An 11,545-nucleotide genomic window follows, 5' to 3' on the forward strand; every position below is an offset into this window, starting at 1 on the left:
TTAACGCATTGGGATGTTGCCGCCCTTGAAGTTAGCCTTCTTGAGCAGTGACTCATACTGTTGCGACATAACGTACGACTGCACCTGCGCCATAAAGTCCATCGTGACGACGACAATGATCAGCAGCGACGTTCCACCAAAATAAAACGGCACGTTCCAGCGCAGTACCAGGAATTCCGGCAGCAGACACACGAAGACGATGTAGATCGCACCGGCCAGCGTCAGACGCGTGAGGATGCGGTCGATATATCGTGCGGTCTGATCGCCCGGACGGATACCCGGAACAAACGCGCCGCTCTTCTTCAGGTTGTCTGCGGTTTCCCTGCTGTTGAACACCAGTGCGGTGTAGAAGAAGCAGAAAAACACGATCGCCAGCGTGTACAGCAACACATAGACCGGCTGGCCCGGCTTCAGCGCTTCCGCAACGTTATGCAACGTGTTGGAAATCCAGCTTCCCGTCGGCTGACCGGTACTGAACCAGCCGAGAATCGTTGCCGGGAACAGAATGATCGACGACGCGAAGATCGGCGGAATCACACCCGACATGTTCAGCTTCAGCGGCAGATGCGACGACTGCCCACCGTAGATCTTGTTGCCGACCTGGCGCTTCGCGTAGTTCACGAGGATCTTGCGCTGCCCGCGTTCGATGAACACGACCAGGTAAGTCACCGCGGCAATCAGGACGACGATGATGATCGCCGAAATGATGCTCATCGAACCCGTACGCACCAGCTCGAACAACCCACCGACGGCATTCGGGAACCCTGCTGCGATCCCGCCGAAGATGATGATCGAGATACCGTTGCCCAGACCACGCTCGGTAATCTGCTCGCCGAGCCACATCAGGAACATCGTGCCGGTAACCAGCGTCACGACCGTCGTCAGACGGAACAGCATGCCGGGATCGGTGACGAGGCCCGGCTGGTTTTCCAGCGCAGCCGCGATACCGAACGCCTGGAAGGTCGCGAGCACGACGGTGAAATACCGTGTGTACTGCGTGATCTTCCGTTGCCCTGCCTGCCCTTCCTTCTTCAGCGCCTCGAGCTGCGGCGATACGATCGCCAGCAACTGCATGATGATCGACGCCGAAATGTACGGCATGATCCCCAGCGCAAAGATCGTGAAGCGGGAAAGCGCGCCACCCGAGAACATGTTGAACATGCCCAGGATGCCGCCCGCCTGGCTCTGGAACAGCTTAGCCAGTTGATCCGGATCGATGCCCGGCACGGGAATGTGCGCGCCGATGCGATAGACGATCAGCGCCAGGAGCAGGAACATCGCTCGCCGGCGCAGATCGCCGAATTTCGCCGTGCTTCGACCGGGTTTTGCAAGACTCGGGCTGTTAGCCAAGTACCTTCTCCGATGAATGCAAATGACGACGCGCTACGCGTGTCACTCGGCGAACGAACCGCCAGCCGCTTCGATCGCAGCACGCGCACCCTTGGTGGCACCGAGACCCTTCACGACGATCTTGCGCTTCAGCTCGCCCGTCGCGATGATCTTTGCGCTCTTCGTCAGCTCGCCGACCAGGCCGGCTTGCTTCAGTGCGAGCAGATCGATCTCATCGACCGGCAGCTTCTCGAGGTCGCCCAGGCGCACTTCACCGACGAATTCCTTCGTCAGCGACGTGAAGCCGCGCTTCGGCAGACGACGTTGCAGCGGCATCTGACCGCCTTCGAAACCGACTTTGTGGAAGCCGCCCGAACGCGATTTCTGACCCTTGTGACCACGGCCAGCCGTCTTGCCGAGGCCCGAACCGATGCCACGGCCGACGCGACGCTTGGCGTGCTTGGCGCCAGCTGCCGGCTTCAGGTTATTCAATTCCATATCAACTCCTTGATCCGTAGGGCCGCTTACGCGATGACCTTAACGAGGTACGAGACCTTGTTGATCATGCCGCGGACCGCCGGCGTGTCCTGAAGCTCGCTGACCGAGTTGAGTCGGCGCAGGCCCAGGCCACGCACGGTCGCGCGGTGCGATTCGCGGGTCCCGATCAGGCTCTTAACGAGCTGAACCTTGACAGTTTTTTCAGACATGGTGACCACCCGGGCTTAGCCCAAAATTTCTTCGACGGACTTGCCGCGCTTCGCCGCGATGTCTGCCGGGGTGGACTGCTTGCGCAGACCGTCCAGCGTGGCGCGAACGAGGTTGTACGGGTTCGTCGAACCGTGGCTCTTTGCCACGACGTTCTGAACGCCCATCACGTCGAACACTGCGCGCATCGGGCCGCCGGCGATCACGCCCGTACCTGCCTTCGCCGGAGCGAGGAGGACAGCCGATGCGCCATGCTTGCCGTGCACTTCGTGTTGCAGCGTGCCGTTCTTGAGCGGCACCTTGAACATGTTGCGGCGAGCTTGTTCCATTGCCTTCTGGACAGCGACCGGCACTTCCTTCGCCTTGCCCTTGCCCATACCGATGCGGCCATCGCCGTCGCCAACCACGGTCAGTGCGGCGAAGCCGAGAATACGGCCACCCTTCACGACCTTGGTCACGCGGTTGACCGAAATCATCTTTTCACGAAGGCCGTCGTCGCGCTCGTCAGCCTGAACTTTCGCTTGCATCTTTGCCATGACGAATTCCTTCCTTAGAACTTGAGCCCAGCTTCGCGAGCTGCCTCAGCCAGCGCCTTGACGCGGCCGTGGTAGCGGAAGCCCGAGCGGTCGAAGGCGACGGATTCGATGCCGGCAGCCTTTGCCTTCTCGGCAATACGCTTGCCGATCAGCGTCGCGGCATTAACGTTGCCGCCCTTGCCCGACTTGTCGGCCAGTTCAGCGCGCACTTCTGCTTCGAGCGTCGACGCGCTGGCGAGCACCTTGGTGCCGCAGGGCGAGAACACTTGAGCGTAGATGTGCGTGTTCGTGCGATGCACGGCGAGACGCGCGACCTGCAGCTCAGCGATCTTGATACGCGTCTGGCGAGCGCGGCGCAGGCGAGATTGAGTCTTATCCATGATTGCGCACCCTTACTTCTTCTTCGTTTCTTTGAGGATCACAACCTCGTCGGAATAGCGCACGCCCTTGCCCTTGTAGGGTTCCGGCGGACGGTAACCGCGAACTTCCGCAGCTACTTGACCGACTTGTTGCTTGTTGATCCCCTTGATCACGATTTCGGTTTGCGTCGGGGTTTCTGCCTTGACGCCTTCCGGCATCTGGTGCACCACCGGGTGCGAGAAACCCAGCGACAGGTTCAGCTTGTCGCCTTGCGCTTGCGCACGATAACCGACGCCAACCAGCGTCAGCTTGCGCTCGAAACCCTTGGTCACGCCGTGCACGGCATTCGCGATGATCGCGCGCATCGTGCCCGACAGTGCATTTGCTTCGCGGCTTTCGTCCACCGGCGACAGGTTCAGCGTGCCGTCGTTGTTCGCCACGTTCACGAGCGGATTGATCGCTTGCGTGATGGTGCCCAGCGGGCCCTTGACGGTGATCGCACCGTCGGCCAGCTTGACTTCCGCGCCTTGCAGCGCGATCGGGCTCTTACCTACTCGAGACATGTTTCTCTCTCCTCGGCTTTAAGCGACGTAGCAGATGACTTCGCCGCCGACGCCGGTAGCGCGCGCCTTGCGGTCGGTCATCACGCCCTTCGGCGTCGACACGATTGCCACGCCCAGGCCGTTCATGACCTGCGGAATGTCGTTACGGCCGCGGTACACGCGCAGACCAGGCTTCGACACGCGCTCGAGGCGTTCGATGACCGGGCGACCTGCGTAGTACTTCAGCGCGATATTCAGTTCGGACTTCGCACCTTCCGCCTTGACGGCGAAATCGTCGATGTAACCTTCGTCCTTCAGGACTTGCGCGATTGCAACCTTGACCTTCGACGAGGGCATCGCAACCGATACCTTCTCGACCATCTGCGCGTTGCGGATGCGAGTCAGCATATCGGCGATAGGATCACTCATGCTCATTTACGTTTCTCCTATTACCAGCTCGCCTTGGTCAGGCCAGGAATCTCGCCACGGAATGCGATTTCACGAATCTTGTTACGCGCGAGGCCGAATTTACGGAACGTGCCACGCGGACGGCCCGTGATCGCGCAGCGGTTACGCTGGCGGGTCGGGTTTGCGTTGCGGGGCAGTTGCTGCAGCTCAAGGCGTGCTTCGTAGCGCTCTTCTTCCGACTTGCTTTGGTCTTCGACGATCGCCTTCAGCGCATCGCGCTTTGCTGCGAACTTCGCGACCAGGCGGGCGCGCTTCTTTTCACGTTCGATCAGTGCCAGTTTAGCCACGGTAACCTCAGTTTCTGAACGGGAACTTGAAGCTGGCGAGCAGAGCCTTTGCTTCGTCGTCGGTCTTCGCAGTCGTCGTGATGCTGATGTTCAGCCCACGCAGTGCGTCGATCTTGTCGTAGTCGATTTCGGGGAAAATGATCTGCTCTTTCACACCGATGTTGTAGTTGCCACGGCCATCGAAAGCACGACCCGACACGCCGCGGAAGTCACGCACGCGGGGCAGGGCAACCGTCACGAAACGGTCGAGGAATTCGTACATTGCACGGCCACGCAGCGTCACCATCGCGCCGATCGGGTAACCCTGGCGGATCTTGAAGCCTGCGATTGCCTTGCGTGCCTTCGTCACGACCGGCTTCTGACCAGCGATCTTCGTGAGGTCGCCGACGGCGTTCTCGATGATCTTCTTGTCAGCGATCGCTTCGCCAAGACCCATGTTCAGCGTGATCTTGGTGATGCGCGGCACTTCCATGACCGACTTGTAACCGAACTTCTCGATCAGGCCGGGCACAACCTTTTCTTTGTAAAACTCTTGAAAACGAGCCATTTTTTACTCCGCTGCGTCAGGCGCTCAGTACGGCACCGGTCGTCTTCAGGAAGCGAACCTTCTTGCCTTCCTCGACCTTGATGCCAACACGCGACGCCTTGCCATTCGCGTCGACCAGTGCGACGTTCGAAATATGCAGGGGCATCGTCTTCGCTTCCACGCCACCCGTCGTACCCTTCATCGGGTTCGGCTTCACATGCTTCTTGACGAGGTTGATACCTTCAACCGTCACATGCTCTGCACCGACAGCCAGCACGACGCCGCGCTTGCCCTTGTCCTTGCCAGTGACGACGATGACTTCGTCACCTTTGCGAATCTTGTTCATCGCGACTCCTTACAGCACTTCCGGCGCCAGCGAAACGATCTTCATGAATCGTTCGCTACGCAGCTCACGCGTCACCGGCCCGAAGATACGGGTGCCGATCGGCTCGAGCTTGTTATTCAAAAGCACAGCGGCGTTGCCGTCGAACTTGATCAGCGAGCCGTCTTGACGGCGCACGCCCTTGGCGGTGCGGACCACCACGGCGTTGTAAATTTCGCCTTTCTTCACGCGCCCGCGCGGCGTTGCCTCTTTGACGCTCACCTTGATGATGTCGCCAATGCCGGCATAACGACGCTTCGAGCCGCCGAGCACCTTGATGCACAGGACTTCACGTGCACCCGTGTTGTCGGCTACTTCGAGCCGAGATTCGGTCTGGATCATGGTTTGTCTTTCCCAACTTAATCCGGATGCACCACCATGATGCATTCGGTCAGTCTTGGTCCCGTCAGCCAATCGGCTGCTTGGGTTGGAACAGCAGCGACGGCAAACGAAACCCGCCATCGCAATTCGGTGAATCTTTCGGACAGGCAGGCGCCAGTCCGCTTCCCCCACCAACTTCGCCCGCGACGGGGCTCCCATAAAGAGGGAAGACCGGGATTATAACAAATAATCCCGGTCACGCAAGCAAAAACTTTGCGATTTCAAGCACTTCGTGGAGAAGTGCCTGTTACTGCCTACTGCGCTGCCCGCTTAGATGACGCGAGCTGCTTCGACGAGGCGCGACACCGTCCAGGCCTTCGTCTTCGAAACAGGACGAGTTTCCTGGATTTCGACGAGATCGCCTTCGTTGTAGGTGTTCGCTTCATCATGCGCGTGGTACTTCTTCGAGCGCACGACATACTTGCCGTAGATCGGATGCTTGACGCGGTGCTCGATCAGCACGGTGACGGTCTTGTCCATCTTGTTGCTGACGACCCGACCGACCAGCGTCCGCTTCAGCGAGGTTTTCACGCTATCGTTCATTTCTGGTTCGCCTTCTGAGTCATGACGGTCCGCACACGTGCGATGTCGCGACGAACCTTCTTCAGCTGGCTCGTGTTCGTGAGCTGCTGGGTCGCGAGTTGCATGCGCAGGCCGAATTGCGCCTTCAGCAGGTCCGCCAGCTCCTTGTTGAGCGCGGCCTGGTCTTTCTGGAGAAGTTCGGAAGCCTTCATGTTTTCTCCTTAGGCGCCGAGCTGGCGCACGATGAATGCCGTCTTGAGCGGCAGCTTGGCTGCAGCCAGACGGAACGCTTCGCGTGCCAGTTCTTCGGTTACGCCGTCCATTTCATAGAGCATCTTGCCCGGCTGAATCTCGGCGACGTAGTACTCCGGGTTACCCTTACCGTTACCCATACGCACTTCGGCCGGCTTCTGCGAAATCGGCTTGTCCGGGAAGATCCGGATCCAGATGCGGCCGCCACGCTTGATGTGACGCGTCATTGCACGACGCGCCGCTTCAATCTGACGTGCGGTCAAACGACCGCGACCGATCGCCTTCAGGCCGAATTCACCGAACGACACTGCGTTGCCGCGCGTCGCCTTGCCGGTGTTACGACCCTTCTGCTCTTTACGATACTTTCTGCGTTTCGGTTGCAGCATCGTTATTCTCCAGTCTTGCCGTCTTCGGGCTTGCCGGCGCCGCGGCGCGGTGCGCCACGACGAGCACCCGGAGCGCCGCCTTCGCCGTCACGGCGCGGACGACGGTCGCCCGGACGCGCATTGCGACGCGGACGCTTGTCTTCGGCTACTTCTTCCACCACCGGTGCGTCGTTGCGGCCGAGCGTATCGCCCTTGTAGACCCACACCTTGACGCCGATGATCCCGTAAGTCGTCTTCGCTTCCGAAGTCGCGTAGTCGATATCAGCACGCAGCGTGTGAAGCGGCACGCGACCTTCGCGATACCACTCCGTACGAGCGATTTCGATACCGTTCAGACGGCCTGCGCTCATGATCTTGATGCCCTGGGCACCCAGACGCATCGCGTTCTGCATCGCACGCTTCATCGCGCGACGGAACATGATCCGGCGCTCGAGCTGTTGCGTGATCGAGTCAGCGATCAGCTGAGCATCGGTTTCCGGCTTGCGGATTTCTTCGATGTTGACGTGAACCGGAACGCCCATGCGGCGTTGCAGTTCCGTCTTCAGCTGTTCGATATCCTCGCCCTTCTTGCCGATGACCACGCCCGGACGCGAGCTGTAAATCGTGATGCGCGCGTTCTTCGCCGGACGCTCGATGACGACCCGACCGACCGAAGCGTTCTTCAGCTTCTTCTTCAGGTACTCACGAACACCGATGTCTTCCTGAAGCATCGCCGCGAAATTGTTGTTGTTCGCGTACCAACGCGAAGCCCAATTGCGGCTGACAGCCAGGCGGAAGCCAGTCGGATGAATTTTCTGTCCCATCGTATGGCTCCTTAATTCCCGACCGTCACAGTGATGTGACAGGATTGCTTCTCGATGCGGTTACCGCGGCCCTTGGCGCGCGCGGTGAAACGCTTGAGCGATGCAGCCTTGTCGACGTAGATGCTCTTGATCTTGAGCTCGTCGATATCGGCGCCTTCGTTGTGCTCCGCATTCGCGATTGCCGACAGCACAACCTTCTTCACGATGCCAGCCGCTTTCTTCGGCGAGAACGTCAGAACGTTCAGCGCCTTGTCGACCGGCAAACCGCGGATCTGGTCAGCCACAAGGCGCGTTTTTTGCGCCGAGATGCGGGCACCGCGATGAATTGCTTTCACTTCCATCTTGATTGCCCCTTATTTCTTGGCCTTCTTGTCGGCCGCGTGACCCTTGAACGTACGGGTCAGTGCGAACTCGCCAAGCTTGTGGCCGACCATGTTTTCCGAGATGTACACCGGAACGTGTTGACGGCCGTTGTGAACAGCGATCGTCAGGCCGATGAAATCCGGCAGAATCGTCGAGCGACGCGACCAGGTCTTGATCGGCTTTTTGTCGCGCGAAGCTGCAGCCGCCTCAACTTTCTTCAGCAAATGGGCGTCGCAGAACGGACCTTTTTTTACAGAACGTGCCATTGCCTACTCCTTAACGCTTGTGACGGCGCTGGACGATCATCGTCGTCGTGCGCTTGTTGCTACGGGTGCGATAACCCTTAGCCGGCGTACCCCACGGGCTAACCGGATCGCGACCTGCAGCCGTCTTGCCCTCACCACCACCGTGCGGGTGATCAACCGGGTTCATCGCAACGCCACGCACCGTCGGGCGGATACCGCGCCAGCGGTTCGCGCCAGCCTTGCCGATCTGGCGCAGGCTATGCTCTTCGTTGCCGACTTCACCGATCGTTGCACGGCACTCGATGTGCACGCGGCGGATTTCGCCCGAACGCAGACGAACCTGCGCGTAGACGCCTTCACGTGCGAGCAGCATGGCCGACGTACCAGCCGAACGCGCCATTTGCGCGCCCTTGCCCGGCAGCATCTCGATGCAGTGGATCGTCGTACCGACCGGAATGTTGCGGATCGGCAGCGTGTTGCCTGCGCGGATCGGCGCTTCCGAACCCGACATCAGCTGTTGGCCGACGGTCAGGCCCTTCGGGGCGATGATGTAGCGACGTTCGCCGTCTGCGTAGAGCACCAGCGCGATGTTCGCGCTACGGTTCGGGTCGTACTCGAGACGCTCGACCTTTGCCGGGATGCCATCCTTCGTGCGACGGAAATCGACGATACGATAGTGTTGCTTGTGACCACCACCCTTGTGACGCGTGGTGATACGGCCATTGTTGTTACGGCCGGCGGTCGAGCTCTGCGAGTCGAGCAGTGCCGCGAACGGCTTGCCCTGGTGCAGGTTCTTGTTGACCACCTTGACCATCGCGCGGCGACCCGGCGATGTCGGCTTAACTTTAACGATTGCCATGATTACTTGGCCTCCGCTTCAAAGTTGATTTCCTGGCCGGGCTTCAGGCAAACGTACGCCTTCTTCACGTCCTTGCGGCGGCCCATCGAACGGCCAAAGCGCTTTTGCTTGCCCTTCTGAACCAGCACGTTGACGGAATCAACTTCAACCTTGAACAGCAGCTCGACAGCCGCCTTCACTTCCTGCTTCGTGGCATCCGGTGCGACTTCGAACACGACTTGCTCGTTCTTGTCGGCAACCAGCGTCGCCTTTTCCGAGATCACCGGTGCGAGCAGGACCTGCATCAAACGATGATCGTTCTTGCGAATCTCGCTCATGACAGCAACTCCTCGATCTGGGCGACCGCAGCCTTCGTGACCAGCACTTTCTTGAAGTAGATCAGCGACAGCGGGTCAGCGTAGCGCGGCTCGACAATTGCCACGTGCGGCAGGTTGCGCGATGCCAGGTACAGGTTTTCGTCAACCGTGTCGGTGATGATCAGCACGGAGTCGAGACCCATGGTCTTGAATTTGTCGGCCAGCAGCTTGGTCTTCGGCGCTTCGAGGATGATGTCCTCGACGACCGACAGGCGGCCTTCACGGGCCAGCTGCGAGAAGATCGAGCAGAGACCTGCGCGATGCATCTTCTTGTTGACCTTGTGCGAGAAGTTTTCTTCCGGCGAATTCGGGAAGATACGACCACCGCCACGCCACAGCGGGCTCGACGACATACCGGCACGAGCACGGCCCGTACCCTTCTGGCGCCACGGCTTCTTGGTCGTGTGCTTGACTTGCTCACGGTCCTTCTGTGCGCGGTTACCCTGGCGAGCATTCGCCTGGTAAGCGACGACGACCTGGTGGATCAGCGCTTCGTTGTAGTCACGACCGAACACGACGTCCGACGCGTTGACCACTGCACCTTCCTGACCATTTTCGTTCAGGAGCTTGAGTTCCATTATTTCGCCCCCTTGGTCTTGACGGCCGGCGTCACGAAGACCTTGCCGCCCTTCGCGCCCGGAATCGCACCCTTCACGAGCAGCAGCTTGCGCTCTGCGTCGATACGAGCGATTTCGAGGTTCTGCACCGTCACCGTCACGTCACCCATGTGACCCGTCATGCGTTTACCCGGGAAAACACGACCCGGATCCTGCGCCATACCGATCGAGCCCGGCACGTTGTGCGAGCGCGAGTTACCGTGCGTCGCACGGCCGGAGGAGAAGTTGTAACGCTTGATCGTACCGGCGTAGCCCTTACCGATCGACACGCCTTGCACGTCGACCTTCTGGCCCACTTCGAAAAGATCAGCACCGACCACGGCGCCATTCGACAGCTCAGCTGCCTTGGCCGCGTCAATGCGGAATTCCTTGAGGATTTCACCGGCTTCGACACCGGCTTTGGCGAGATGACCTGCCAGCGGCTTCGTCACGCGCGATGCACGACGGGAGCCGAATGCAACCTGCACGGCCGTGTAGCCGTCGGTTTCAACAGTCTTGATCTGCGTCACGCGGTTGTCCGACACGTCCAGCACGGTGACGGGAATCGAATCCCCTTCAGCCGTGAAGATACGGGTCATGCCAACCTTGCGACCTACGAGTCCAAGGCTCATCATTTTCTCCATTCCCGACTGCGATTGGTCGGGGCTGATTTACAAAATGCCGGGCACGCAAGGCCCAACTTTTTTACGCGAATACGCGAAAAGCCAAGCAGTATAGCCCGACTCCTCGATTTCCGCAAGCAATACAAAGACTTAGCGCCACCCGACAAGCCGGTTGGCGCCGGAAGCCTTACTGCAGCTTGATTTCCACGTCGACGCCAGCCGGCAGATCGAGCTTCATCAGCGCGTCAACCGTCTTGTCGGTCGGATCGACGATGTCCATCAGGCGCTGGTGGGTACGGATTTCGAGCTGATCGCGCGACGTCTTGTTGACGTGCGGCGAACGCAGGATGTCAAAACGCTGAATGCGCGTCGGCAGCGGCACCGGGCCACGGACGATTGCGCCAGTCCGCTTCGCGGTATCGACGATTTCGGCAGCCGATTGATCGATCAGACGATAGTCGAAAGCCTTCAGGCGAATGCGGATTTTCTGTTGCTGCATGACGATTCCTTGAAAAGAGCGAGGCGATGTTGCACCGCCGGACACCAAAAGAACGCGAAACCTGCTGCCTGCGGGGAGCGAAGCGACAGGTTCCGAACGGTACTTCCACTGCTAAGCCCGCGATTCTACACGAAAAATCGGAGAGGTGGTGCGGGTTTGTCAATGTGCGTGACGGCACGCCATAAAGAAAAACCGGGTGCCAGCGCAAGCTGAACACCCGGTTTCGACGGTACAACTGCATACCGTGGGATCGCAGATCCCGGAAGGATCCGCGGATCGTCGATCTTAGTCGAGGATCTTGGCGACGACGCCGGCGCCGACCGTACGGCCACCTTCGCGGATTGCGAAGCGCAGACCTTCTTCCATCGCGATCGGTGCAATCAGCTTCACCGTGATCGACACGTTGTCGCCCGGCATCACCATTTCCTTGTCCTTCGGCAGCTCGATCGAGCCCGTCACGTCCGTCGTACGGAAGTAGAACTGCGGACGGTAGTTGTTGAAGAACGGCGTGTGACGGCCGCCTTC

Annotated in this window: 23 protein-coding genes; all 23 read right to left on the bottom strand. The window is 59.6% G+C overall.

Annotated features, from left to right (window positions below; translation table 11 throughout):
- Complete coding sequence (secY, locus tag ABIC51_RS27290; RefSeq protein ID WP_006482915.1) at nucleotides 1-1,350, bottom strand: preprotein translocase subunit SecY; 1,350 nt, start codon at nucleotides 1,348-1,350, stop codon at nucleotides 1-3.
- Nucleotides 1,351-1,392: 42 nt separating this feature from the next.
- Complete coding sequence (gene rplO, locus ABIC51_RS27295) at nucleotides 1,393-1,827, bottom strand: 50S ribosomal protein L15 (RefSeq protein WP_006482880.1); 435 nt, start codon at nucleotides 1,825-1,827, stop codon at nucleotides 1,393-1,395.
- 26 nt (nucleotides 1,828-1,853) lie between these two features.
- Nucleotides 1,854-2,036 (bottom strand): 50S ribosomal protein L30, encoded by a 183-nt coding sequence (rpmD, locus tag ABIC51_RS27300; RefSeq protein WP_006400644.1) that lies wholly within the window; start codon nucleotides 2,034-2,036, stop codon nucleotides 1,854-1,856.
- Nucleotides 2,037-2,051: 15 nt separating this feature from the next.
- On the bottom strand, nucleotides 2,052-2,570 hold the full coding sequence (gene rpsE / locus ABIC51_RS27305; RefSeq protein WP_006482895.1) for a 30S ribosomal protein S5: 519 nt from the start codon (nucleotides 2,568-2,570) through the stop codon (nucleotides 2,052-2,054).
- A 14-nt stretch (nucleotides 2,571-2,584) separates the two neighbouring features.
- Complete coding sequence (gene rplR, locus ABIC51_RS27310) at nucleotides 2,585-2,950, bottom strand: 50S ribosomal protein L18 (RefSeq protein WP_006477183.1); 366 nt, start codon at nucleotides 2,948-2,950, stop codon at nucleotides 2,585-2,587.
- A 12-nt stretch (nucleotides 2,951-2,962) separates the two neighbouring features.
- Nucleotides 2,963-3,493, bottom strand: coding sequence for a 50S ribosomal protein L6 (gene rplF, locus ABIC51_RS27315; RefSeq protein WP_006758786.1), 531 nt, complete (start codon nucleotides 3,491-3,493; stop codon nucleotides 2,963-2,965).
- Between the two features lie 18 nt (nucleotides 3,494-3,511).
- Nucleotides 3,512-3,907 carry a 30S ribosomal protein S8 gene (gene rpsH, locus ABIC51_RS27320; RefSeq protein ID WP_006477185.1) on the bottom strand — a complete coding sequence of 132 codons (396 nt, stop codon included), beginning with the start codon at nucleotides 3,905-3,907 and terminating at the stop codon, nucleotides 3,512-3,514.
- A 14-nt stretch (nucleotides 3,908-3,921) separates the two neighbouring features.
- On the bottom strand, nucleotides 3,922-4,227 hold the full coding sequence (rpsN, locus tag ABIC51_RS27325; protein WP_011350676.1) for a 30S ribosomal protein S14: 306 nt from the start codon (nucleotides 4,225-4,227) through the stop codon (nucleotides 3,922-3,924).
- Nucleotides 4,228-4,234: 7 nt separating this feature from the next.
- On the bottom strand, nucleotides 4,235-4,774 hold the full coding sequence (gene rplE, locus ABIC51_RS27330; protein ID WP_006482882.1) for a 50S ribosomal protein L5: 540 nt from the start codon (nucleotides 4,772-4,774) through the stop codon (nucleotides 4,235-4,237).
- Between the two features lie 16 nt (nucleotides 4,775-4,790).
- Entirely contained in the window at nucleotides 4,791-5,099 is a 309-nt protein-coding gene (rplX, locus tag ABIC51_RS27335; RefSeq protein ID WP_006477187.1) for a 50S ribosomal protein L24, read from the bottom strand.
- A 9-nt stretch (nucleotides 5,100-5,108) separates the two neighbouring features.
- Nucleotides 5,109-5,477, bottom strand: a complete 369-nt coding sequence (gene rplN, locus ABIC51_RS27340; RefSeq protein ID WP_006482918.1) for a 50S ribosomal protein L14 — start codon at nucleotides 5,475-5,477, stop codon at nucleotides 5,109-5,111.
- A gap of 309 nt (nucleotides 5,478-5,786) precedes the next feature.
- Nucleotides 5,787-6,059, bottom strand: a complete 273-nt coding sequence (gene rpsQ / locus ABIC51_RS27345; protein ID WP_006477189.1) for a 30S ribosomal protein S17 — start codon at nucleotides 6,057-6,059, stop codon at nucleotides 5,787-5,789.
- A complete protein-coding gene (rpmC, locus tag ABIC51_RS27350) occupies nucleotides 6,056-6,250 on the bottom strand; it encodes a 50S ribosomal protein L29 (protein WP_006400652.1) in 195 nt (64 codons plus the stop codon). The genes rpsQ and rpmC overlap by 4 nt, the downstream gene beginning before the upstream one ends.
- Nucleotides 6,251-6,259: 9 nt before the next feature.
- Entirely contained in the window at nucleotides 6,260-6,676 is a 417-nt protein-coding gene (rplP, locus tag ABIC51_RS27355; RefSeq protein WP_006482873.1) for a 50S ribosomal protein L16, read from the bottom strand.
- Nucleotides 6,677-6,678: 2 nt separating this feature from the next.
- On the bottom strand, nucleotides 6,679-7,479 hold the full coding sequence (gene rpsC, locus ABIC51_RS27360) for a 30S ribosomal protein S3 (protein WP_006482899.1): 801 nt from the start codon (nucleotides 7,477-7,479) through the stop codon (nucleotides 6,679-6,681).
- A gap of 11 nt (nucleotides 7,480-7,490) precedes the next feature.
- Nucleotides 7,491-7,820: a 50S ribosomal protein L22 gene (gene rplV / locus ABIC51_RS27365; RefSeq protein WP_004199272.1), complete on the bottom strand. Its 330-nt coding sequence runs from the start codon at nucleotides 7,818-7,820 to the stop codon at nucleotides 7,491-7,493.
- Between the two features lie 12 nt (nucleotides 7,821-7,832).
- The gene (rpsS, locus tag ABIC51_RS27370) at nucleotides 7,833-8,108 is read right to left on the bottom strand and encodes a 30S ribosomal protein S19 (protein ID WP_004199273.1); all 276 of its coding nucleotides are present in this window, start codon (nucleotides 8,106-8,108) and stop codon (nucleotides 7,833-7,835) included.
- Between the two features lie 10 nt (nucleotides 8,109-8,118).
- Nucleotides 8,119-8,946, bottom strand: coding sequence for a 50S ribosomal protein L2 (rplB, locus tag ABIC51_RS27375; protein ID WP_006482900.1), 828 nt, complete (start codon nucleotides 8,944-8,946; stop codon nucleotides 8,119-8,121).
- Nucleotides 8,947-8,948: 2 nt separating this feature from the next.
- On the bottom strand, nucleotides 8,949-9,263 hold the full coding sequence (gene rplW, locus ABIC51_RS27380) for a 50S ribosomal protein L23 (RefSeq protein WP_004199275.1): 315 nt from the start codon (nucleotides 9,261-9,263) through the stop codon (nucleotides 8,949-8,951).
- A complete protein-coding gene (gene rplD, locus ABIC51_RS27385; protein ID WP_006477192.1) occupies nucleotides 9,260-9,880 on the bottom strand; it encodes a 50S ribosomal protein L4 in 621 nt (206 codons plus the stop codon). The genes rplW and rplD overlap by 4 nt, the downstream gene beginning before the upstream one ends.
- Nucleotides 9,880-10,530: a 50S ribosomal protein L3 gene (gene rplC, locus ABIC51_RS27390; protein WP_006482922.1), complete on the bottom strand. Its 651-nt coding sequence runs from the start codon at nucleotides 10,528-10,530 to the stop codon at nucleotides 9,880-9,882. Before rplC ends, rplD begins: the two co-directional genes overlap by 1 nt.
- Before the next feature lie 178 nt (nucleotides 10,531-10,708).
- Nucleotides 10,709-11,020 carry a 30S ribosomal protein S10 gene (rpsJ, locus tag ABIC51_RS27395; protein ID WP_004199280.1) on the bottom strand — a complete coding sequence of 104 codons (312 nt, stop codon included), beginning with the start codon at nucleotides 11,018-11,020 and terminating at the stop codon, nucleotides 10,709-10,711.
- Nucleotides 11,021-11,305: 285 nt separating this feature from the next.
- The coding region (locus ABIC51_RS27400) for an EF-Tu C-terminal domain-related protein (protein ID WP_354006706.1) at nucleotides 11,306-11,545 on the bottom strand (240 nt) is incomplete at its 5' end.

This window comes from Burkholderia sp. 572 (assembly GCF_040545135.1).
Classification (GTDB): Bacteria; Pseudomonadota; Gammaproteobacteria; order Burkholderiales; family Burkholderiaceae; genus Burkholderia; species Burkholderia cepacia.

Coding starts and splice junctions, on each gene's coding strand:
- rplO (WP_006482880.1), bottom strand. CDS start 1,827: ATGGAATTGAATAACCTGAAGCCGGCAGCTGGCGCCAAGCACGCCAAG.
- rpmD (WP_006400644.1), bottom strand. CDS start 2,036: ATGTCTGAAAAAACTGTCAAGGTTCAGCTCGTTAAGAGCCTGATCGGG.
- rpsE (WP_006482895.1), bottom strand. CDS start 2,570: ATGGCAAAGATGCAAGCGAAAGTTCAGGCTGACGAGCGCGACGACGGC.
- rplR (WP_006477183.1), bottom strand. CDS start 2,950: ATGGATAAGACTCAATCTCGCCTGCGCCGCGCTCGCCAGACGCGTATC.
- rplF (WP_006758786.1), bottom strand. CDS start 3,493: ATGTCTCGAGTAGGTAAGAGCCCGATCGCGCTGCAAGGCGCGGAAGTC.
- rpsH (WP_006477185.1), bottom strand. CDS start 3,907: ATGAGCATGAGTGATCCTATCGCCGATATGCTGACTCGCATCCGCAAC.
- rplE (WP_006482882.1), bottom strand. CDS start 4,774: ATGGCTCGTTTTCAAGAGTTTTACAAAGAAAAGGTTGTGCCCGGCCTG.
- rplX (WP_006477187.1), bottom strand. CDS start 5,099: ATGAACAAGATTCGCAAAGGTGACGAAGTCATCGTCGTCACTGGCAAG.
- rplN (WP_006482918.1), bottom strand. CDS start 5,477: ATGATCCAGACCGAATCTCGGCTCGAAGTAGCCGACAACACGGGTGCA.
- rpsQ (WP_006477189.1), bottom strand. CDS start 6,059: ATGAACGATAGCGTGAAAACCTCGCTGAAGCGGACGCTGGTCGGTCGG.
- rpmC (WP_006400652.1), bottom strand. CDS start 6,250: ATGAAGGCTTCCGAACTTCTCCAGAAAGACCAGGCCGCGCTCAACAAG.
- rplP (WP_006482873.1), bottom strand. CDS start 6,676: ATGCTGCAACCGAAACGCAGAAAGTATCGTAAAGAGCAGAAGGGTCGT.
- rpsC (WP_006482899.1), bottom strand. CDS start 7,479: ATGGGACAGAAAATTCATCCGACTGGCTTCCGCCTGGCTGTCAGCCGC.
- rplV (WP_004199272.1), bottom strand. CDS start 7,820: ATGGAAGTGAAAGCAATTCATCGCGGTGCCCGCATCTCGGCGCAAAAA.
- rpsS (WP_004199273.1), bottom strand. CDS start 8,108: ATGGCACGTTCTGTAAAAAAAGGTCCGTTCTGCGACGCCCATTTGCTG.
- rplB (WP_006482900.1), bottom strand. CDS start 8,946: ATGGCAATCGTTAAAGTTAAGCCGACATCGCCGGGTCGCCGCGCGATG.
- rplW (WP_004199275.1), bottom strand. CDS start 9,263: ATGAGCGAGATTCGCAAGAACGATCATCGTTTGATGCAGGTCCTGCTC.
- rplD (WP_006477192.1), bottom strand. CDS start 9,880: ATGGAACTCAAGCTCCTGAACGAAAATGGTCAGGAAGGTGCAGTGGTC.
- rplC (WP_006482922.1), bottom strand. CDS start 10,530: ATGAGCCTTGGACTCGTAGGTCGCAAGGTTGGCATGACCCGTATCTTC.
- rpsJ (WP_004199280.1), bottom strand. CDS start 11,020: ATGCAGCAACAGAAAATCCGCATTCGCCTGAAGGCTTTCGACTATCGT.